General features: G+C 65.4%; 19 protein-coding genes and 2 riboswitches. Of the genes, 13 read left to right on the top strand and 6 right to left on the bottom strand.

All coding sequences use genetic code 11. The features are described 5' to 3' along the window. Positions 1–7 precede the first annotated feature (7 nt). Together HS968_RS21920 and HS968_RS21915 are read right to left on the bottom strand one after the other, a co-directional pair. Positions 8–667 (bottom strand): class I SAM-dependent methyltransferase, encoded by a 660-nt coding sequence (locus HS968_RS21920; RefSeq protein ID WP_179622697.1) that lies wholly within the window; start codon positions 665–667, stop codon positions 8–10. Beyond that, entirely contained in the window at positions 664–1,110 is a 447-nt protein-coding gene (locus HS968_RS21915; protein WP_179622696.1) for a YbaY family lipoprotein, read from the bottom strand. The genes HS968_RS21920 and HS968_RS21915 overlap by 4 nt, the downstream gene beginning before the upstream one ends. 239 nt (positions 1,111–1,349) lie before the next feature. Between HS968_RS21915 and nrdR the strand changes: the two genes are divergently transcribed. From nrdR to HS968_RS21850, 13 genes are all read left to right on the top strand, one after another. Further along, positions 1,350–1,817, top strand: coding sequence for a transcriptional regulator NrdR (gene nrdR, locus HS968_RS21910; protein WP_003243991.1), 468 nt, complete (start codon positions 1,350–1,352; stop codon positions 1,815–1,817). After that, a complete protein-coding gene (gene ribD / locus HS968_RS21905; protein WP_179622695.1) occupies positions 1,814–2,929 on the top strand; it encodes a bifunctional diaminohydroxyphosphoribosylaminopyrimidine deaminase/5-amino-6-(5-phosphoribosylamino)uracil reductase RibD in 1,116 nt (371 codons plus the stop codon). The genes nrdR and ribD overlap by 4 nt, the downstream gene beginning before the upstream one ends. A 191-nt stretch (positions 2,930–3,120) precedes the next feature. Continuing rightward, positions 3,121–3,275: riboswitch (FMN riboswitch) on the top strand. Between the two features lie 123 nt (positions 3,276–3,398). Next, entirely contained in the window at positions 3,399–4,061 is a 663-nt protein-coding gene (locus HS968_RS21900; protein WP_106738673.1) for a riboflavin synthase, read from the top strand. Between the two features lie 12 nt (positions 4,062–4,073). Beyond that, complete coding sequence (ribBA, locus tag HS968_RS21895) at positions 4,074–5,153, top strand: bifunctional 3,4-dihydroxy-2-butanone-4-phosphate synthase/GTP cyclohydrolase II (protein ID WP_119694417.1); 1,080 nt, start codon at positions 4,074–4,076, stop codon at positions 5,151–5,153. Between the two features lie 166 nt (positions 5,154–5,319). Further along, on the top strand, positions 5,320–5,796 hold the full coding sequence (gene ribH, locus HS968_RS21890) for a 6,7-dimethyl-8-ribityllumazine synthase (RefSeq protein WP_012019761.1): 477 nt from the start codon (positions 5,320–5,322) through the stop codon (positions 5,794–5,796). Next, the gene (nusB, locus tag HS968_RS21885; protein WP_182368672.1) at positions 5,793–6,272 is read left to right on the top strand and encodes a transcription antitermination factor NusB; all 480 of its coding nucleotides are present in this window, start codon (positions 5,793–5,795) and stop codon (positions 6,270–6,272) included. Before ribH ends, nusB begins: the two co-directional genes overlap by 4 nt. Positions 6,273–6,362: 90 nt before the next feature. After that, positions 6,363–7,316, top strand: a complete 954-nt coding sequence (gene thiL / locus HS968_RS21880) for a thiamine-phosphate kinase (protein WP_182368671.1) — start codon at positions 6,363–6,365, stop codon at positions 7,314–7,316. 15 nt (positions 7,317–7,331) lie between these two features. Beyond that, positions 7,332–7,859: a phosphatidylglycerophosphatase A family protein gene (locus HS968_RS21875; protein ID WP_119694629.1), complete on the top strand. Its 528-nt coding sequence runs from the start codon at positions 7,332–7,334 to the stop codon at positions 7,857–7,859. A gap of 9 nt (positions 7,860–7,868) precedes the next feature. Further along, positions 7,869–8,603: a substrate-binding periplasmic protein gene (locus tag HS968_RS21870; RefSeq protein ID WP_182368669.1), complete on the top strand. Its 735-nt coding sequence runs from the start codon at positions 7,869–7,871 to the stop codon at positions 8,601–8,603. An 18-nt stretch (positions 8,604–8,621) separates the two neighbouring features. After that, the gene (locus HS968_RS21865) at positions 8,622–9,266 is read left to right on the top strand and encodes a TIGR02281 family clan AA aspartic protease (protein ID WP_182368668.1); all 645 of its coding nucleotides are present in this window, start codon (positions 8,622–8,624) and stop codon (positions 9,264–9,266) included. A 111-nt stretch (positions 9,267–9,377) separates the two neighbouring features. Next, entirely contained in the window at positions 9,378–9,998 is a 621-nt protein-coding gene (gene ribA, locus HS968_RS21860) for a GTP cyclohydrolase II (RefSeq protein WP_182368667.1), read from the top strand. Further along, positions 9,995–10,408, top strand: coding sequence for an MFS transporter (locus tag HS968_RS21855; protein WP_182368666.1), 414 nt, complete (start codon positions 9,995–9,997; stop codon positions 10,406–10,408). Before ribA ends, HS968_RS21855 begins: the two co-directional genes overlap by 4 nt. Then, the gene (locus HS968_RS21850; RefSeq protein WP_182368664.1) at positions 10,408–11,202 is read left to right on the top strand and encodes a cobalamin-binding protein; all 795 of its coding nucleotides are present in this window, start codon (positions 10,408–10,410) and stop codon (positions 11,200–11,202) included. Before HS968_RS21855 ends, HS968_RS21850 begins: the two co-directional genes overlap by 1 nt. An 83-nt stretch (positions 11,203–11,285) precedes the next feature. Here HS968_RS21850 and HS968_RS21845 read toward each other — a convergent pair whose 3' ends face one another. The 4 genes from HS968_RS21845 to HS968_RS21830 all read right to left on the bottom strand — a co-directional run bounded on the left by HS968_RS21845 (position 11,286) and on the right by HS968_RS21830 (position 19,729). After that, the gene (locus HS968_RS21845; protein WP_182368663.1) at positions 11,286–13,154 is read right to left on the bottom strand and encodes a TonB-dependent receptor plug domain-containing protein; all 1,869 of its coding nucleotides are present in this window, start codon (positions 13,152–13,154) and stop codon (positions 11,286–11,288) included. A gap of 85 nt (positions 13,155–13,239) precedes the next feature. Continuing rightward, a riboswitch (cobalamin riboswitch) is annotated at positions 13,240–13,445 on the bottom strand. 72 nt (positions 13,446–13,517) lie between these two features. Next, the gene (gene dxs / locus HS968_RS21840; protein ID WP_182368662.1) at positions 13,518–15,413 is read right to left on the bottom strand and encodes a 1-deoxy-D-xylulose-5-phosphate synthase; all 1,896 of its coding nucleotides are present in this window, start codon (positions 15,411–15,413) and stop codon (positions 13,518–13,520) included. A gap of 82 nt (positions 15,414–15,495) precedes the next feature. Continuing rightward, the gene (locus tag HS968_RS21835; RefSeq protein ID WP_182368661.1) at positions 15,496–16,446 is read right to left on the bottom strand and encodes an alpha/beta fold hydrolase; all 951 of its coding nucleotides are present in this window, start codon (positions 16,444–16,446) and stop codon (positions 15,496–15,498) included. A gap of 10 nt (positions 16,447–16,456) precedes the next feature. Then, positions 16,457–19,729 carry an acetyl-CoA carboxylase family protein gene (locus HS968_RS21830; protein ID WP_182368660.1) on the bottom strand — a complete coding sequence of 1,091 codons (3,273 nt, stop codon included), beginning with the start codon at positions 19,727–19,729 and terminating at the stop codon, positions 16,457–16,459. Positions 19,730–19,762 lie beyond the last annotated feature (33 nt).

Here is a 19,762-nt window from a genome sequence, read left to right as displayed (position 1 = left end):
GCCCGGCTCATGTCGGTCGTTGCGCATGATACAGGCTGACCTGACGGAATTCGGCAGGCTCGGCCAGATCCGGCCAGGTGCAGCCTTCCAGCAGCCCCAGGCGCTGGTAGAGCGGATGTTGAAAATCCTTCACCCGCGAATCGGCCACCAGCGCCTGGCGCCCGCGGCTGAGGAAGTGATCGAGTAGCGGCAGGTTGGCGCGGTCGTAGAGCACGTCGGCGACCAGAATCAGGTCGTAGCGATCCGCTTCGGCGAAGAAATCTTCCGAGTAGTTCAGGGTCACGCCGTTGAGCTCGGCATTGGCGCGACTGGCGGCCAGCGCCAGTGGATCGAGGTCGCAGGCCACCACTTCTGTCGCACCCGCCTTGGCGGCCGCGATGGCGGCGACCCCGGAGCCGGCGCCGAAATCCAGTACGCGTTTGCCGCGCACCCACTCGGGATGCTCGGCCAGCCAGCGTGCCAGCACCAGGCCGCTGGCCCAGCAGAAACTCCAGTAGGGGGGCTCTTCGAGAATGCGTCGGGTCTCTTCGGGGTCGAAGGCGCGATCCATGTTGCTGGCGTCAATCAGCCACAAGGCGATATCGGTTCCCGGTAGCGTTTCGGCCACCAGTCGGGCATCGCCGAGCAGTTCGGCGAGCGCAGCCTGCAGGGCGGCGGGTGCGATCATGGGGCGGCTACCAGGCTCAGCTCACCGAGCGCCTGATTGCTCTGGCTGGCAATGGTGCGTGGAATCAGGCGCTGCACCAGGCGGCCGGAATGACTGACGCGGGCGCGCAATTCGAGGCGTTGGCCGGCTTGCAGCGCGGTGGGCTCGAAATGCAGTTCGAAGGGCAGCGCCTCTCCGTCGCCACGTAGCTGCTGGCTACCGAGCGAGCGGCCAGGCCGGCCGCGTGCATCGACGACAAGCAGCGCCAGCTCCACTTCTGCACCGGCTGCAACGCCGAGCAACTGGCCGCTCACTGCTGGCAGGTGGCTGGCTTGCGACTGCGGTTCGAGCATCGGCTTGGGCGCCGTTGGCGGTGCATCGACTGGGGGCGGTGCCGGGTCGCTGGCGCAGGCGACCAGCAGGCCGCTCAGCAGGATGGGCAGGAAATGAAGTCGCTGGGTCATGGATTCGTTCGCTCTTGGGACGGCGTCGTATGGCGCAATTCTGCGCGTAACTCATCAGGCCGGGCCAGTTTTTGCGTGTTGCCGGGTGATTCGCCGCGCTTCGCCGCACTGTTAACCCGCGCCAACCGATGCCCAGGCCGCACCGCTCGAAAACGCTAACGGCCGCTCAAGCCTCTGGCTTGTCTTGCTGTCGCTATGCGCTACCATGGCGCCTTTGCCGCCATTCGTCAGCCCCTGCCATGCATTGTCCGTTCTGCGCTGCCAACGACACCAAGGTCATCGATTCCCGTCTGGTCGCCGAAGGTGACCAGGTTCGCCGTCGCCGCGAATGCGTGGCCTGCGGTGAGCGCTTCACCACCTTCGAAACCGCCGAACTGGTGATGCCGCGCCTGATCAAGCAGGACGGCAGCCGCCAGCCATTCGACGAAGAGAAGTTGCGTGCCGGCATGCAGCGCGCGCTGGAAAAACGCCCGGTGAGCGTCGAGCGTCTGGAAGAGGCCATCGCCCGCATCAAGCAGCAACTGCGCGCCACCGGTGAGCGTGAGGTGAAGTCGCTGGTGCTCGGCGAGCTGGTGATGACCGAGCTGAGCAAGCTCGACGAAGTGGCCTACATCCGTTTCGCCTCGGTTTACCGGCGCTTTCAGGATCTCAACGAGTTCCGCGAGGAAATCGAACGTCTGGCGCGCGAGCCGTCGAAAAGCCGATGAGCGAACGCGACCCCTTCTTCATGGCGCGCGCCCTCAAGCTGGCGCGTAAAGGCCTGTACTCCACCCATCCCAACCCTCGTGTCGGTTGCGTGATCGTGCAGGATGGACGCATCGTTGGTGAAGGCTGGCATGCCCGTGCCGGCGAGCCACATGCCGAGGTGCACGCGCTGCGCCAGGCCGGCGACAAAGCGCGTGGCGCGACCGCCTACGTCACCCTGGAACCTTGCAGCCATCACGGTCGCACGCCGCCTTGCGCCGATGCCCTGGTTGCGGCGGGCGTCAGCCGGGTGGTCGCGGCGATGCAGGATCCCAACCCGCAAGTGGCTGGCAGCGGCTTGCTGCGTCTGGCCCAGGCCGGTATCGAGGTCGCCAGTGGCGTACTCGAGGATGAGGCGCGAGCGCTCAACGCCGGCTTCATCAAACGCATGGAGAAGGGCCTGCCGTTCGTGCGGGTGAAGCTGGCGATGAGCCTGGATGGGCGCACCGCCATGGCCAGTGGCGAAAGCCAGTGGATCACCGGGCCGGCAGCACGCTCCGCAGTGCAGCGCTTGCGTGCGCAGGCCAGCGTGGTGCTCAGCGGTGCCGATACGGTGCTGGCAGATGACGCGCGGCTGACCGTGCGTGCTGACGAGCTGGGCCTGGGGGCGGAGATGACGGCACTGGCGCAGCGTCGTCCGCCTCTGCGTGTGCTGGTCGATGGCCGCCTGCGGGTGCCGTTGAGCAAGACCTTCTTCCAGGTCGGCCCGGCCCTGGTGGCTACGTGCGCCGCTGCTGCCGCCCGTGATCGCTACCAGGAGGACGGCCACGAGTTGCTCGCTGTGCCGGGCAGCAACGGTCATGTCGATCTGCGCAAGCTGCTGCTGGAGCTGGCTTCGCGGGGTGTCAACGAAGTGCTGGTGGAAGCCGGGCCGCGTCTGGCTGGCGCCTTCGCCCGTGCCGGGCTGGTGGACGAGTACCGTATCTTCGTCGCGCCCAAGCTGCTCGGCTCCAGTGCCCGGCCGCTGCTCGAGTTGCCGCTCAATCGCATGGCCGAGGCGCCGGAGTTGCAGATCGTCGATATTCGCGCCGTCGGCGACGACTGGCAGATCACAGCGGTACCCAAGGTCAAGTAGGGGGCCCTGTGCGCGCCGCGGCCACTGCGGTTCTACCTATATCCCCCTTGTTCAGTGGCAACGACTACAGCGGGCACAGCCGCTGCTCTGGTAAATCAGTGGTTAACCCTGGTGCGCATGGCGCACCCTACGCCCCATGCGCCGCGATGATAAATGTGGTAAAACGCCACGCGGCTATTTTCATGTGGCCGCAACGTTCTCAGGGCGGGGTGTGATTCCCCACCGGCGGTAATGGTCTTCAAGGCCTAGCCCGCGAGCGCTCGCCACGGCTCCTGCCGCGCGAGGTCTAGCAGACCCGGTGAGATTCCGGGGCCGACGGTATAGTCCGGATAAAGAGAGAGCGGGATTCCCTCCTCGGGCGCCTCGAGCGTGCCCGTGAAATCCCTATCGATCGGCATTGCCCTGTTTTTGACCAAAACAGGAGTTCATCCATGCTGTGCATTATCTTCAAGCAAGATTCGGAGGGCGCATGTTCACCGGCATAATCGAAGCCATCGGCAGTATCCGCGCCATGACGCCCAAGGGCGGTGACGTTCGTGTCTACGTGGCAACCGGCAAGCTCGACCTGGGTGACGTCAAGCTCGGCGACAGTATCGCGGTCAACGGCATCTGCCTGACCGCCGTGGAGCTGCCCGGCGACGGCTTCTGGGCCGATGTCAGTCGCGAGACGCTGGCGCGTACCGCCTTCATCGACCTCAAACCCGGCAGCGCCGTCAATCTGGAAAAGGCCCTGACGCCGACCAGTCGCCTCGGCGGCCATCTGGTCAGCGGTCACGTCGACGGCGTCGGCGAGATCGTCTCGCGCGCCGATAACGCCCGCGCCGTGCAGTTCAAGGTGCGCGCGCCGCGTGAGCTGGCCAAATACATCGCCCATAAGGGTTCGATCACCGTCGACGGCACCAGTCTGACCGTCAACGCGGTCGATGGCGCCGAATTCGAGCTGACCATCGTGCCGCATACCCTGGCCGAGACCATCATGGTCGACTACCAGGCCGGGCGTAAGGTCAACCTCGAGGTCGACCTGCTGGCACGTTACCTGGAGCGCCTGCTGCTCGGTGACAAGGCCGCAGAACCCAAGGCCTCGGGCCTGACCGAAAGCTTTCTCGCCGAACACGGCTACCTGAAGAATTGAGGAGACGCCCCGATGGCGCTCAATACCGCTGAAGAACTGATCGAAGACATCCGCGCCGGCAAGATGGTCATCCTCATGGATGACGAGGATCGCGAGAACGAAGGCGACATCATCATCGCCTCCGAATGCGTCACCGCCGAGCACATCAACTTCATGGCCCGTTTCGCCCGTGGCCTGATCTGCATGCCGATGACCCGCGAGCGCTGCGAGCTGCTCAAGCTGCCGCTGATGGCGCCGCGCAACGGTTCCGGCTTTGGCACCAAGTTCACCGTCTCCATCGAGGCGGCCGAAGGCGTGACCACCGGCATCTCCGCCGCCGACCGCGCCCGCACCGTGCAGGCTGCCGTGGCGCGTAATGCGGTGGCTGAGGATATCGTCAGCCCCGGCCATATCTTCCCGCTGATGGCCCAGCCTGGCGGCGTGCTGGCGCGTGCCGGCCACACCGAGGCAGCTTGCGACCTGGCGCGTATGGGGGGCTTCGAGCCGAGCGGGGTGATCTGCGAGATCATGAACGACGACGGCACCATGGCGCGTCGCCCGGAGCTGGAGAAGTTCGCTGAAGAGCACGGTCTGAAGATCGGCACCATTGCCGACCTGATCCACTATCGGCTGATTCATGAACGTACCGTCGAGCGCGTCAGCGAGCAGCCGCTGGATACCGAGCTGGGCCAGTTCAACCTGGTGACCTATCGCGATGGCGTTGAGAACACCGCGCACATGGCGCTGACCCTGGGCACCATCTGCTCCGAAGAGCCGACTCTGGTGCGTGTGCACAACATGGATCCCCTGCGCGACCTGTTCCTGGTCAATCAGCCGGGGCGCTGGAGCATGCGTGCGGCGATGGCCGAGGTGGCCAAGGCTGGTAGCGGCGTGGTGCTGCTGCTCGGCAACCCGCTGACTGGTCCCGAGCTGTTGGCGCTGATCGGTCGCCAACAGCCGGCCAATCCGGCGACCTACAGCACCGTGGGCGCTGGTTCGCAGATCCTGCGTGACCTCGGCGTGCGCAAGATGCGCCTGATGAGCTCGCCGATGAAGTTCAACGCGATATCCGGCTTCGATCTCGAGGTTGTAGAATACCTGCCGGCTGATTAAAAGCGGCCCGAAGGGCGGGAGAGGGTGTTGTGGCCAGTGCCGAACCCTCTCCCCCGGTCCCTCTCCCATAAATGGGAGAGGGGAGCAAAGCCCGCTCCCAAGGGAGCACGAATTTTATTTTCGGGGCGCACGACGCCCCGGCTCTTTAACCCATGTGAGACCCGTCATGACCCTGAAGACCATCGAAGGTACCTTCATCGCCCCGAAGGGCAAATACGCCCTGGTGGTAGGCCGTTTCAACAGCTTCGTCGTCGAGAGCCTGGTCAGTGGCGCCATCGACGCCCTGGTTCGCCACGGTGTTAGCGAAAGCGACATCACCATCATCCGTGCGCCGGGCGCCTTCGAGATTCCGCTGGTTACCCAGAAGGTCGCTCAGCGTGGCGAGTATGCGGCGATCATCGCCCTCGGCGCGGTCATCCGTGGCGGCACCCCGCACTTCGAATACGTTGCCGGCGAGTGCACCAAGGGCCTGGCCCAGGTTTCCATGGAATACGGCGTACCGGTTGCCTTCGGCGTACTGACCGTCGACTCCATCGAGCAAGCCATCGAGCGTTCCGGCACCAAGGCGGGTAACAAGGGTGCCGAAGCTGCGCTGTCTGCCCTGGAAATGGTCAGCCTGCTGGCGCAGTTGGAGGCCAAGTGAGCAACTCCGGTAACGGCCAGCCGGCCAAGAAGGGCCCCAGCAGCAAGATTCTCGCGCGCCGCGAGGCCCGTACCCTGGCCATGCAGGCCCTGTATTCCTGGCACATCGCCGGTCAGCCGCTGAACGAGATCGAAGCGCAGTTTCGTGTCGACAACGATTTCAGCAAGGTCGATGGTGCTTACTTCCACGAGATCCTGCACGGTGTGCCGCGGCAGAAGACCGAGCTGGACGAGTCCTTCACGCCCTTGCTCGATCGCCCTCTGGAGGAGATCGACCCGGTCGAGCTGGCCATCCTGCGTCTGTCCACCTATGAGCTGAAAAACCGCGTCGACGTCCCCTACAAGGTGGTGATCAACGAGGGTATCGAGCTGGCCAAGGTGTTCGGTGCCACCGACGGTCACAAGTTCGTCAACGGCATTCTGGACAAGCTCGCGCCCAAGCTGCGTGCGGCCGAAGTCAACGCCAACAAGCGTTGAGGCCTTTCTGCATGCTCGATTTACGATCTCGCGAGCTGGAGCCCTGTCTCTTTTATGCAGGGCCGACACGCAGCAGATTGTCACTTGCCCATGGGTGAGTTCGAGCTGATCCGCCGATACTTCGCCGCTGCGCCCTGTGCCCAGGGTGGCGACGGCGTGGTTCGCGGTATCGGCGATGACTGCGCGTTACTGGCGGTGCCGGCAGGCGAGCAGCTGGCGGTGTCCACCGACACGCTGGTCACCGGAGTGCATTTCCCCGAATCCTGCGATGCCTTTCTTCTCGGTCAGCGTGCGCTGGCTGTCTCCGCCAGTGATCTGGCTGCCATGGGCGCTACGCCGTTGGCCTTTACCCTCGCTCTGACCTTGCCGAGTGCCAGTGAAACCTGGTTGGCCGAGTTCGCCCGTGGCCTGCAGCTGATGGCGCAGAATTGCTCGCTGGCGCTGGTCGGCGGTGATACCACGCGCGGCCCGCTGAGCCTGACGCTGACCGTGTTCGGGCGCGTGCCTGCCGGGCAGGCGCTGTTGCGTAGTGGCGCGCGGGTTGGTGATCTGCTCTGCGTCGGTGGCGAGCTCGGCGACGCGGCGGGTGCCCTGCCGCTGGTATTGGGGCAGCGCGAAGCTGCTGCCGATATCAGCGAAGCGCTGCTGGCACGCTACTGGTTGCCGCAACCACAGCTGGCCCTGGGCCAGGCCTTGCGCGGGCGGGCCACGGCAGCGCTGGACATTTCCGATGGCCTGCTCGCCGACTGCGGGCATATCGCCCATTCCTCGCAGGTAGCCCTGCAGATCGAGCTGGAGCGGATACCGCTGTCCGCACCGTTGCGAGCGTTCGCCGGTGAGGATCAGGCGCGGCTCTGCGCGCTCGGTGGTGGCGACGACTACCGCCTGGCCTTTACCCTACCGCCAGCGTTACTCCCCGAACTCCAGGGTGACTGGCCTGAGGTGCGGGTCATCGGCAGGGTGCTGGCGGGCAGTGGCGTGCAGTTGCTCGATGCGAGCGGCCAGCTTATCGATCCGCCTCGTGGCGGCTATCAACACTTCTGACAGGACGGAATGCGCGTGACCGATCACCCCAACCAGGTTCCCGCCGAATACGTACCGCCCTCGGTATGGCGCAACCCCTGGCATTTCATCGCCTTTGGTTTCGGCTCCGGTACCTTGCCCAAGGCGCCCGGTACCTGGGGTTCGCTGGTGGCGCTGCCGTTCGTGCCGCTGTGGCAGATGCTGCCCGACTGGGGGTACTGGCTGATGCTCGGCGTGACCATGCTGTTCGGCTTCTGGCTGTGCGGCAAGGTCGCCGACGACCTGCGCGTGCACGATCACGAAGGCATCGTTTGGGACGAGATGGTCGGTATGTGGATCACCCTGTGGCTGGTGCCCGAGGGCTGGGTCTGGTTGCTGCTAGGCTTCCTCATGTTTCGTCTGTTCGACATCGTCAAACCCTGGCCGATTCGCTGGATCGACCGCCATGTGCATGGCGGCGTCGGCATCATGCTCGATGACATCCTTGCTGGGGTCTTTGCCTGGCTGGCCATGCAGGGTGTGGTCTGGGGGTGGGCCAGATATGGAGCTGGGCTGGGGTTCTAAGGAGCAGGCATGCGGATGATACGTTGGTGCCTCGCCGTGTTCTGGATGTGGAGCGCATTCGCGGGCGCACAGATTCAGGGGCAGCTGCCGGGCGAGATACGCCTGGCCAGCGAGGTCTGGGAGGGCTACACCGAGGCCGATGGTACAGGCCTGGGGTGGGACGTCATGCGCAAGGTGTTCGAGCCGGCGGGCGTCAGCCTGAGTATCCACAGCGTGCCCTATACGCGTGCGGTCGGCCTGGTTCAACGTGATGAGGCCGATGCCTGGGTGGGCTCCTACCGCGACGAGGTCGAGGGCAACGTGCTCTACCCGACGCACCCCTACGATATGGATCAGATTGTCGCGCTTAGCCTCAAGGACAAGCCGGTGCCGACATTGGACAGCCTGAGCCAGTATCGGCTGGTCTGGGTGCGTGGCTACGGCTACGAGGAATATCTGCCGAATGTGCGCGACTACCGGGAAGTGCAGCGACGCAGCGGTATTCTCGGCATGCTCGACCTGGGCCATGCGGATTTCTATATCGATGCCCGCCCCGAGGTCGACTACGTGCTGAGCCTGGCCGACAAGCCGCAGCAGTATCGATCCACGGAGCTGATGCAGTTGCCGCTGTATCTCGGTTTCGCCGATACGCCGCGTGGTCGTGCACTGGCCGAGCTCTATGATCGACGCATGGCGGCGTTGATCGTCAGTGGCGAGCTGCGGCCGGTCTTCGCCCGCTGGCACCAACCTTACCCCTTCGATTGAGCCGGGAGACTGCCTTTCATGCTGCTTCGTCACTGTCTTGCCGGCCTGTTGCTGTTGTCTGCGTGCTTGGCCTGGGCCGCTTCGCAGGTACAGGTGGTCGGCCTTTTTCCCGGTGCGGCGGTGATCAACGTCGATGGTCAGCGCAAGCTGGTGCGCGTCGGCGATAGCGGCCCGGGTGGCGTGCAGGTGGTCAGCGTCGACAAGCAGGGGGCGGTACTGCGCGTCGACGGTGTCGAGCGCGTCTATCCGCTCAGCCGCGAATACAGTGCCGGTTTCGCCGAGCCGCAGAGGAAGCGTTTGAGTATCGCCAAGGGTATTGGCGGTCACTATTGGGTGGCCGGTTCGGTCAATGGCCAGACCGTGCAGTTCCTGGTCGACACTGGTGCCACGTCGGTGGCGCTCAACGATGCTCATGCCAAGCGCCTGGGGATCGATTACCGAGTCAGTGGCAGACCGTTGCAGGTCAACACCGCCAACGGTGTTGCCCGCGGCTGGCGGGTGATGCTTGACCGGGTCAAGATCGGCGACCTCGAGGTGCTCGGTGTCGAAGCTGTGGTGCTCGAAGGTGGCGCGCCGCACGAGGCGCTGCTCGGAATGAGCTTCCTGAGCCGGGTGGGTTGGCGCGAGGAGCAGGGGATGTTGGTGCTCGAATCCAAGCTCTGAAACTGCCATTGACCGTTTCGATACTGATGATCGGCAATTCTGACTGACTTGCCTGCGGGGGCTGCTGATACAATGCCGGCCCTGTTTCGTACTCATTGCTAGGAGTATCCGGTGTCCGTCGTGTTCGTCGCCGCCTCCCAACTGCCCACGCCCTTCGGTGTGTTTACCATGCACGGTTTCCTCGATGAGGCCACTGGCAAGGAACATGTCGCCCTGACCTTCGGCAACGTCGCCGACGGTGCTCCGGTGCTGGGGCGTCTGCATTCCGAATGCCTGACCGGCGACGCCCTGTTCAGCCTGCGCTGCGACTGCGGCGCGCAATTGCAGGCGGCGTTGCAGGCCATCGCCAACGAAGGCCGTGGCGTGCTGCTGTACCTGCGCCAGGAAGGCCGTGGCATCGGCTTGCTGAACAAGATCCGCGCCTATGAGCTGCAGGACGGTGGTGCCGATACCGTGGAAGCCAACGAGCGCCTGGGGTTCGGTGCCGACCAGCGTGACTACGCCATCTGCCTGCCGATGCTCGAACACCTGGGTATCCACAGCCTCAAGCTGATGACCAACAACCCGCGCAAGGTCAAAGCCCTCGGTGATATGGGCATCACCGTGGATCATCGTGTGCCACTGCAGATCGCGCATAACCCCTACAACAAGCGTTATCTCGCCACCAAGGCCGGTAAGCTCGGTCACATGCTGGGCAACCAGCATCAGGGCGAGGCCGAGGAACGCCTGTGACCCGCGGTCAGGTGAAACGCCGGCTGGCGCTGCTCTGGTGGCGTCACCTGGCTGTGGCCCTGGCGCCGCTGCTGGTCTTCAACCTGCTATTCGGCGGTGGCGGCCACACGGTCATGAGCATGCCGATGTTCATTGCCGGCCTGGCCTCGATGTTCGTCAGCCTGCCGCTGTTCTCCGCCTACAAACACGCCCTGATCGCCACCCAGCAAGCTCTCGACAGTGACGAGGAACCCGCCGCCTGGCTGGAGCTGGATCGCGTGCGCCTGCGTGCATTGCTCGGTGCGGCGCTACCGGCCTGGATCGCTGCCTTGGCGGTGCTGGCCGGCCTCGAAGCGATTCCCCTGGTATTGCTGGCGCTGTCGTCCATCGTGTTGCACAGCCTCTACCGCATTCCCCGCCAGTTGGGTTGATGCGCGCGCTGCTCTTCGCGCTTTGCCTGCTGGCGTTGCCGCTGTCAGCAGCGGAGCGGGTAATCAGCCTGGCGCCTTCGCTCAGCGAAATCATGCTCGACCTGGATGCCGCCGACCTGCTGGTCGGCGTGCTCGAAGGGGATGAGCGTCCCGCCAAGCTGGCGCACCTGCCTACGGTCGGCCGCTATGGTCAGCTGGAGTTCGAACGCCTGCTGCAGTTGGCGCCAGATCTGATCCTGATCGCCCCGGGCAGCGTGCCGCCGGCGCAGCAGGCGCAGTTGCAGCGTTTCGGTATTCCCTTGTTGATCGTCGAACCGCGTCGTCTCGATCAGCTTGGCGATGCGTTCGTCAGCATTGCCGGACGTATCGGCCGTGCGGAGCAGGGCGAGCGGCTGGCAAGCGAGTTTCGTACCGAGCTGGACGCGCTGCGCCAGCGCTACCGGCGTGAGCAGCCCCTGACGGTGTTCTACCAGATCTGGCACCAGCCGCTGTACACCATCGGTGGCGAGCAACTGATCGGTGATGCCTTGCAGGTGTGCGGGGCGCGTAACCTGTTCGCTGATTTGCCACAGCCGGCACCGCAGGTCAGCGTCGAGGCCGTGCTGGCACGTGACCCGGACGTGATTCTCGGCGGCAGCAATGCCGAGCTGAGCGCCTGGCAAGCCTGGCCGCAGCTACATGCAGTACGTATGGGCCAGGTTTGGGCTGTGCCGGACAAGGGCCTGGAGCGGCCCAGTCGGCAGATGCTGGGAGCCATCGAGCAGTTGTGTGAGCGGATGGCTGGGGCGCGGTAGTGTGTCCAGACTGTGCGCGCGGCGTACCCTGCAGGACGGCGTACTGCTTTGCGAGTACGCCCTACGAGCTGATCGACATGACTTTAGAACTCCGGTGTCCAGGTGACGCTAAGCAGGCCGGAGCGGCCTTCTTCGCGGTAGTCGTGGTACTCGGCAGGAAAGCCAACGCCGTACTGGGCACGGCTGTAGTCCTTGTCCAGCAGGTTGTCGATCTTCGCTGAGACCAGAATCTCTGTCGTGGCCTGCCAACTGCCGCGCAAGCCCAGCAGCCCGTAGCCAGCCAGTTCCCGTTGGTTGCCGACATCGTCATAGCTGCTGCTGACGGTTTGCCAGGTCGTGCCAACAGTGAAGGCGCCGAAGGCGCGGTCGAGATCCACGCTGAGGGTACGGCGCGCACGGCGATTCAGGGTATGACCGCTGTCGGCGTCGCGTGGGTCGATCAGGCTCAGACCCAGTGCGGCCTGCCAGTCGCCCAGGCGTTGTTCCAGGCTTGCTTCGAAGCCGTTTACCCGTGCGCTATCGAGGTTCTGCATGACCCAGTTGCCGTCGGCGACGATGGCATTGCGGATCTTGCTGCGATAGAGCGAGGCTTCCAGGAGGGTGCTGTCAGTCAGTTGACTGCGCCATTGCAGCTCGTAGCTTTTCGACTCTTCCGGTTTGAGATCGGGGTTGGCGCCCCAGCCCATGGGGGCGTAGATATCCTGGAAGCTGGGCGCGCGGAATGCTTCGGCGTAGGACAGGATGAGGTCGTTGTTCGGGTTCAGGTGCCAGGTCAATGCGGCGTTGTAGGTGCTATTACCGCCAAACTGTTGGTTCTTGTCATGCCGAGCGCCCAGCTCGGTGGAGACGTTCTCGCCACGGTAGTGGTGCTGGAGGAACAGTCCGCGATTCCAGCGTGAAGCCCGGGTGTAGGCGTTGTTGCTGTGCAGGGTGTCTTCGAGCCAGTCGACACCGAGCAGTAGCTGGTTGTGTTCGCCCAGGGACAGGGTGTTCAGCCAGGATGCCGAGTCGCGGTAGGTGTAGTTGTGGCGGGTGTTGTCGGTATCGTCGGCGCGGGTCTTGTAACGGTTCTCGCTGTGGCCGAGTTCCAGACGACTTTTCCATTGTTCGGCCAGGCGCGCATCAGCGTAGAACGACTGGCTGCTGATACGGAAGTCACTGTAGGGGTGCAGACCAAAGAGTGGCTCGTTGTCGAACTCGACCTCGCCGCTTTGCTCCAGCAGGCTCAGACCGAGCTGCAGATCGTCGTTGAGGTCGTGGGCGAGGTTCAGGCTCAGGCCGTTCTTGCGGTAGGCATCGTGATCGTTGTCGTAGGTCGAGGCGTGGGTGCTGCGGTCGATACCGTGGGTATCCGAGGAGCTGCTACTGAGATTGAAACGGGTACTTTCGTTGGCTAGGGCCAGGCTGGCCGCACGTTCCCAGGTACCACGGCTGCCGTAGCCCAGACTAAGACTGGCCTGGCGTTGTCCAGCACTGGCGCGGCGGGTGAAAATTTGTACGACACCGCCGATGGCGTCGGCGCCGTAGAGGGTTGCCCGCGAGCCGCGCAGGACTTCCACCCGTTCGATCTGGTGGATGCTGAGGTGTTCGAGGAAATGGCTGCCGCTGGACGCATCGGAAATCCGTTGACCGTCGACTAGTACGACGTTCTGTGCTGTCTTGGTGCCGCGGATGAACAGGCTGGAGAGGCTGCCACGGCCGCCGGAACTGGTGACCTGTACGCCGGGTACACGGTTCAGTAGGTCGATGACGCTGGAGGGTTGCAGGCGTTCGATGTCTTCGCGGGTGAACACGCTGGTAGCGACACTGCTTTTGCTGCGCAGCTGTACTTCGCGGTTGGCGCTGATGACCGTGTCGGACAGTTTCAGTGCCTGATCGAGCGAAGGGACGGTTTCAGCGAGTGCGGCGCAGGGCGCCAGAGTAATGGCCAGGGCTAGACGGGATAGTTTCATTCTCTTTCCTCAAAGGTCGGCAGACGTTCGAGGAGGGCAGGAGCAAGCGCGCAGGGCGGCGCTTGACCGTGCTGCCCTCCGCAACACCAGTCGCACCGCCTTGGCCGGTCTCCGGGCTCTCGACCCACGTCCGCCTTCCCAGGTTGCCCCAGTGGCCGTTTGGACGTGGCGCAAGCTCAGCGCTTGCAGTCGATTACCGTTGCGGGGGCAGCGCCGGGATTGCTCATGACGAGCGCACCGACTTCCCGTTTCACGCCGCTTGCGCAGCGCACCCAGGCGGAACATGAAGTGGGCGAACCTTAGTGCGCGCAGCTATGAATGACAAGCAAGCCTGGCTCATCCGGCGATGAGCCAGGCTCATGCTCAGGCCTGCAGCAGGCTCAGGCGTTGACGCACCGCGCGTTCGATGCCGGCTTCGTCGAGACCGCACTCGGCAAGCATCTGGCTCGGTTTGGCGTGCTCGACGTAGTAGTCCGGTAGACCCAGGTGCAGCATCGGCACCTGGCGGTTCTCGGCGGCGAAGAATTCGCTGACCGCGCTGCCGGCACCGCCCATCACCGCGTTTTCCTCGATGGTCACCAGCAGTTCGTGGTTGCCGGCCAGCTCGCGCAGCAGTGCTTCGTCCAGCGGTTTGACGAAGCGCATGTCGACCACCGTGGCGTCCAGCGTTTCGCCTACGCGCAGGGCTTCGGCCAGTTGCACGCCGAAGGCCAGCAGGGCGACGCCATTGCCCTGGCGGCGTACCACGGCCTTGCCGATCTCCAGCGGTTCGAGGCCTGCATCGAGCGGCGCATTGGGGCCGCTGCCGCGCGGGTAGCGCACCGCTGCCGGGCCGTCGAACAGGTGGCCGGTAGTGAGCATGCGGCGCATCTCGTTCTCGTCGCTCGGCGTCATCACCAGCATGCCGGGGATGCAGCGCAGGTAGGAGAGGTCGAAGCTGCCGGCGTGGGTCGGGCCGTCTTCGCCAACCAGGCCGGCGCGGTCGATGGCGAACAGCACGTCGAGGTGCTGCACGGCGACGTCGTGGATCAGCTGGTCATAGGCGCGCTGGAGGAAGGTTGAGTAGATCGCCACCACCGGCTTGGCACCTTCGCAGGCCATGCCGGCGGCGAGGGTGACGGCATGCTGCTCGGCAATCGCCACGTCGAAGTAACGCTCGGGGAAGCGCTCGCTGAACGCCACCAGATCCGAGCCTTCCTTCATTGCCGGAGTGATACCGACCAGGCGCGCGTCCTGCTCGGCCATGTCGCACAGCCACTGGCCGAACACGTTGGAGTATTTCGGGCCGGAAGGCTTCTTCGGTGCCGCGACTGGCGTGACCGGTTCCAGCTTGGTGATGGCGTGGTAGCCGATGGGGTCGACCTCGGCGGGTGCGAAGCCCTTGCCCTTCTTGGTCACCACATGCAGGAACTGCGGGCCGTCGAGGTCGCGCATGTTGCGCAGGGTGGCGAGCAGGGTGGGCAGGTCGTGGCCGTCGATGGGGCCGACGTAGTTCCAGCCCAGCTCCTCGAACAGGGTGCCGGGTACCAGCATGCCCTTGGCGTGTTCCTCGACCTTGCGTGCGATTTCCCAGGCGCCAGGCAGGCGCGAGAGGATCTTCTTGCTGCCCTCGCGCATGCTGGCGTAGGTGCGGCTGGAGATGATCTTGGCCAGGTAGTTGGACAGCCCGCCGACATTCTTGGAGATCGACATGTCGTTGTCGTTGAGGATCACCAGCATATTGGCGCCGACGTCGGTGGCGTGGTTCAGCGCCTCGAAGGCCATGCCGGCGGTCAGTGCGCCGTCGCCGATCACCGCCACGCTCTTGCGCTTCTCGCCCTTCAGGCGGGCGGCGATGGCCATGCCAAGGGCCGCGCTGATGCTGGTGCTGGAGTGGCCGACGCCGAAGGTGTCGTACTCGCTCTCGCTACGGCGCGGGAAGGCGGCCAGGCCGTCCTTCTGGCGCAGGCTGCCCATGCGCTCGCGACGACCGGTGAGAATCTTGTGCGGGTAGGCCTGGTGGCCGACGTCCCACACCAGGCGGTCATCGGGGGTGTCGAAGACGTAGTGCAGGGCGATGGTCAGCTCGATCACGCCGAGGCCGGCACCGAAGTGCCCGCCGCTCTGGCCAACGCTGTAGAGCAGGTATTGGCGCAGTTCGTCAGCGAGGGTTTCCAGGTCCGCTTCGGCCAGGCGGCGCAGTTCGTCCGGCGTGTTGGCGCTGTCGAGCAGCGGCGTCAACGGGCGCTCGCGGGGGATCTCGTGGAAAGTGGTCGGCATCAGGCGAATCGTTATAGGTGTAAAAGATGCGGCAGTTTACCTGATGCCAGGAAAACAGCCCAATCTGCTGACCACATCGGCGTTACCGGTAGTTGCGTGCGAGGAAATCCAGCAGCAGGGCGCTGACCCGTGCGCCGCATTCGGCCTGCAGCCAGTGGCCTGCTCCGGCCAGGTCGTGGCGTTCCAGGTGCGGCACCTTGTCGCCCATGCGTTTCAGCGTTGGCGCCTCGAAGCGGCCCACCGGGTCGTTCTCGCCGAGCAAGAACAGCGTTGGCTGCATCACCTGCAGCCCGGCCAGATGCTCGGTGCGCTGCCAGTTGCGTTCGAAGTTGCGGTACCAGTTCAGCGCGCCGCGAAAACCGTGGCGCTCGAAGGTGCGCAGGTAGTGGGCGAACATCGCCTCGCTGCACCAGGTCGGCAGTGGCAGGTCATCAGGCATGCCATCGAACAGCCGCGCACCAGCCGGTTTGTCCGCTGCCAACAGGGCATCTCCGAGGCCGCCAAGCAGCAGACGCAGGCTGCGGCCGATATCTTCGTCCAGCTCGGCTTCGGCCAGCCCCGGTTGCTGGAAATACAGGATGTAGTGGAAGCGCCCGGCGTAGGCCTCGCGCATCATCTCGATGGCCGGGCGTTTGGGTCGGCCGCCGAAGGGCACCGACAGCGCGCCGAGCGCCTTAACCCGCTCGGGCTCCAGCAACGCCAGGTGCCAGGCCACCGGTGCGCCCCAGTCGTGGCCGACCACCGCCACCTTGTGCTGACCGAGCATGTCCATGGCGGCCTGGATATCGCCACAGAGGGTGAGCAGGTCATAGGCCGCCGGATCGGCCGGCGCGCTGCTGGCGCCATAGCCGCGCATCTCCGGGGCGAACACCCGGTAGCCGGCGGCGGCCAGCGCCTCGATCTGCGGGTGCCAGGCGTACCAGCATTCGGGAAAACCATGCAGCAGCCACACTGGCTTGCCGTGCTCGGCGCCGGCGCTGTACAGGCTGAGTTCGATGCCGTTGACGGCGAGCAGGCGGTGATCGATATGCATGGAGATGTCCTTACCAGGTGTCGATGAAGGGACGTTTCTTGCCGTCGCGCCGGGGCGGACGCGGCGCCGCATTGAGGCCGCGCAGCAGCCAGGCACGGCTGTCGGCGGGGTCGATCACGGCGTCGATCTCAAGATAGCTGGCCATGTTCAGCGCCTTGCCATTTTCGTAGGCCTTGGCCACCAGCTTGTCGAGCAGCGCCTGGCGTGCTGCCTCGTCCGGCTGTGCCGCCAGCTCCTTGGCGAAGCCCAGGCGCACCGCGCCCTCCAGCCCCATGGCGCCGAATTCGCCACTGGGCCAGGCGGCGGTGAACAGCGGCGAATGGAAGCTGCCGGCCGCCATGGCCTGGGCGCCGAGGCCGTAGCCCTTGCGCAGCACCAGGGTGAAGAACGGCACCGTGAGGCTGGCGGCAGTGACGAACAGGCGCGAGACGTGGCGCACCGTGGCCTGTTGCTCGGCTTGCGGGCCGACCATGAAGCCGGGGGTGTCGCACAGCGAGATGATGGGCAGGTCATGCGCCTCGCACAGTTGCAGGAAGCGTGCGGCCTTGTCGCCGGCCACGGCATCGATGGCGCCACCCAGGTGCGCGGGGTTGTTGGCGATCAGGCCGAACGGTTTGCCTTCGATGCGGATCAGCGCGGTGATCAGGCCGGGAGCGAACTGGCGGCGCAGTTCCAGCACGCTGCCGTTGTCGGCGAGTAGTTCGATCACCTGGCGGATGTCGTATACGCGCAGGCGGTTTTCCGGGATCACATGGCGCAGCTCGCGGGCATCGCTGCACTGCCAGTCGCTGAGCGGGCCCTGGAAATAACCCAGGTATTGCTTGGCCACGGCGACCGCTTCGGCCTCGTTTTCGACCAGCACGTCGATCACCCCGTTGGGGCCTTGCACACTGGTCGGGCCGACCTGCTCGGGGGTGAAACTGCCCAGGCCGCCACCTTCGATCATCGCCGGGCCAGCCATACCGATGCTCGCATTGCGGGTGGCGATGATCACGTCACAGCAGCCGAGCAGCGCGGCGTTGCCGGCGAAGCAGCGGCCGGAGACCACGCCCACCGTCGGCACCAGGCCGGAGAGCTTGGCCATGGCAACGAAGGTGTGGCAGTCCAGCCCGGCCACGCCGACGAAATCGGTATCGCCCGGTCGGCCGCCGCCGCCTTCGGCGAACAGCACCACCGGCAGGCGCCATTGCTCGGCCAGGGCCAGCATGCGGTCGGTCTTCTTGTGGTTCATCACGCCCTGGGTGCCGGCGAATACCGTGTAGTCATAGGCGATGGCCATGCAGCGCGCGGCCTCGGTTCCGAAGCTCATGGCGTTCACCGTGCCGATGCCGGCGACCAGGCCGTCGGCCGGGCTCAGTTCCAGCAGCTCCTCGGGCGAACGTCGGCGGCGCTGGGCGGCCAGGGCCATGGCGCCGTATTCGATAAAGCTGTCTGCATCGAGCAGGTCGGCGAGGTTTTCCCGCACCGTGCGTTGGCCGGTCTTGCGCCTTTTCGCCACGGCTTCGGGGCGGCGTGCATCGGTCAGGCGCGCATGGCGCTCGAGCACTTCGGCCAGATCGGCGCGGATATGCGCCAGGTCGACCGCCTGCTCGCCGTGCTCGGCGAGGCCATCCACCTCGGCCGGCTGCAGGAACGCCAGCGCCTGGCCCTCGCCGATGGCGTCACCGGGTGCCACGGCCAGCGCGCGGACGATGCCGCTGTGCTCGGCCTTGACCTCGAATTCCATCTTCATCGCTTCCAGCACGGCGATGCGCTGGCCGGCGGCTACGGCATCGCCCTCGGCTACCTCCAGGCTGACCAGCACACCAGCGCTGGGGGCGCTCAGGGCCAGTGTGCCAGGCGGCGCGTCGACAGTGGCCTTGGCGCTGTGCAACGCGGCGTCAGCAGCGAAGTAGCGATGTGGATGGGCCTGCTCACGGGCGGCCAGCAAAGCGTCCAGATGGCGCTCGACGTAGGTGGTGTCGACCCGATTGGCGATCACCTCGTCGCGCTGCAACAGGTTCTGCAGCAGATGCAGGTTGCTCGCCACACCATCGAGGCGAAACTCGCACAGCCCCCGGTAGGCACGGCGCAGGGCGCTGGGGTAGTCGTTGGCGCTGGCGATCAGCTTGGCGATCAGTGAATCGTAGGCCGGGCTGACGGCGTAACCAGCATAACCGCAGCCATCCACGCGCAGACCGGGAGCGGAGGGCGGCTGGTAGGCCGTGAGCACGCCGGCGGCCGGGCGCGCCGTACCGTCGGCGAGCAGGGTTTCCAGATTCAGGCGCACCTGCACGGCATAGCCGTTGGTCGCGGGGGGTGTGAGCAGCTTCAGTTCGGCCAGGCTGCTGCCGGCGACCAGGTGCAGTTGCGTGTGCAGCAGGTCGACGCCGGTGACCTGCTCGGTGACGGTGTGCTCCACCTGCACGCGCGGGTTGGCTTCCATGAAGTAGAAGCGCCCCGGCTGGTCGAGGTCGAGCAGAAACTCGAAGGTGCCGATGCCGCGATACTGCACCTCGGCCGCCAGGCGCAGGGCGCTGGCGATGATCGCGTCACGAGTGGCTGCATCCAGATCGGGGCTGGGCGCGATCTCCACCAGCTTCTGGTGGCGGCGTTGCAGGCTGCAGTCGCGCTCCCACAGGTGGCTGACCGCGCCGCTGCCGTCACCGAGCACCTGCACTTCGATATGTCGGGCGCGGCGCACACGCTTTTCCACGTACAGCGCGCCACTGCCGAAGGCGCCCTGGGCCTCGGAGGAGCAGCGGGCGAAAGCCTCGGCCAGTTGCGCCGGATCATCCACCGCGCGCATGCCGCGCCCGCCGCCGCCGGCCAGGGCCTTGAGCATCACGCTGCGGTGTTCGGCGAGAAAGGCGCTTGCCTGCTCCAGCGTCACTGGCCGGTTGATGCCGGGCACCAGCGGTACCTCGCAGCGCTCGGCGAGATCGCGGGCGGCGGCCTTGTCGCCGAACAGTTGCAGCGTCTCGGGCGTCGGGCCGACGAAGGTCAGTCCGGCGTCCTGACAACGGCGGGCGAATTCGGCGTTCTCGGCGAGAAAACCGTAGCCGGGGTGGATGGCCGTGCAGCCCTGTTCACGGGCGATGGCGATAAGCTGATCCATGTCCAGATAGGCGGCGACACCGCGACCGACCAGCGCCACGGCCAGGTCGGCCTTGCGCGTGTGCAGGCAGGCGCTGTCGTCCTCGGCGAATACCGCGACGCTGCGGATGCCGAGGTCGGCGCAGGCCTGGGCGATGCGAATGGCGATCTCGCCACGGTTGGCGATCAGCAGGGCGGGGAAGGGCATGGCGGCTCCGGACGTCTTGTCGTTATAGAGCCA

This window comes from Pseudomonas berkeleyensis (genome assembly GCF_014109765.1).
Classification (GTDB): Bacteria; Pseudomonadota; Gammaproteobacteria; order Pseudomonadales; family Pseudomonadaceae; genus Aquipseudomonas; species Aquipseudomonas berkeleyensis.
Note: the sequence above shows the minus strand (reverse complement) of the source record. Positions and strands in the feature narration are given on the sequence as shown.

Bases quoted from the DNA above. Each gene is read 5' to 3' on its own strand.
- HS968_RS21920 (WP_179622697.1), bottom strand. From the start codon at position 667: ATGATCGCACCCGCCGCCCTGCAGGCTGCGCTCGCCGAACTGCTCGGC.
- HS968_RS21915 (WP_179622696.1), bottom strand. From the start codon at position 1,110: ATGACCCAGCGACTTCATTTCCTGCCCATCCTGCTGAGCGGCCTGCTG.
- nrdR (WP_003243991.1), top strand. From the start codon at position 1,350: ATGCATTGTCCGTTCTGCGCTGCCAACGACACCAAGGTCATCGATTCC.
- ribD (WP_179622695.1), top strand. From the start codon at position 1,814: ATGAGCGAACGCGACCCCTTCTTCATGGCGCGCGCCCTCAAGCTGGCG.
- HS968_RS21900 (WP_106738673.1), top strand. From the start codon at position 3,399: ATGTTCACCGGCATAATCGAAGCCATCGGCAGTATCCGCGCCATGACG.
- ribBA (WP_119694417.1), top strand. From the start codon at position 4,074: ATGGCGCTCAATACCGCTGAAGAACTGATCGAAGACATCCGCGCCGGC.
- ribH (WP_012019761.1), top strand. From the start codon at position 5,320: ATGACCCTGAAGACCATCGAAGGTACCTTCATCGCCCCGAAGGGCAAA.
- thiL (WP_182368671.1), top strand. From the start codon at position 6,363: ATGGGTGAGTTCGAGCTGATCCGCCGATACTTCGCCGCTGCGCCCTGT.
- HS968_RS21870 (WP_182368669.1), top strand. From the start codon at position 7,869: ATGCGGATGATACGTTGGTGCCTCGCCGTGTTCTGGATGTGGAGCGCA.
- HS968_RS21865 (WP_182368668.1), top strand. From the start codon at position 8,622: ATGCTGCTTCGTCACTGTCTTGCCGGCCTGTTGCTGTTGTCTGCGTGC.
- HS968_RS21850 (WP_182368664.1), top strand. From the start codon at position 10,408: ATGCGCGCGCTGCTCTTCGCGCTTTGCCTGCTGGCGTTGCCGCTGTCA.
- HS968_RS21845 (WP_182368663.1), bottom strand. From the start codon at position 13,154: ATGAAACTATCCCGTCTAGCCCTGGCCATTACTCTGGCGCCCTGCGCC.
- dxs (WP_182368662.1), bottom strand. From the start codon at position 15,413: ATGCCGACCACTTTCCACGAGATCCCCCGCGAGCGCCCGTTGACGCCG.
- HS968_RS21835 (WP_182368661.1), bottom strand. From the start codon at position 16,446: ATGCATATCGATCACCGCCTGCTCGCCGTCAACGGCATCGAACTCAGC.
- HS968_RS21830 (WP_182368660.1), bottom strand. From the start codon at position 19,729: ATGCCCTTCCCCGCCCTGCTGATCGCCAACCGTGGCGAGATCGCCATT.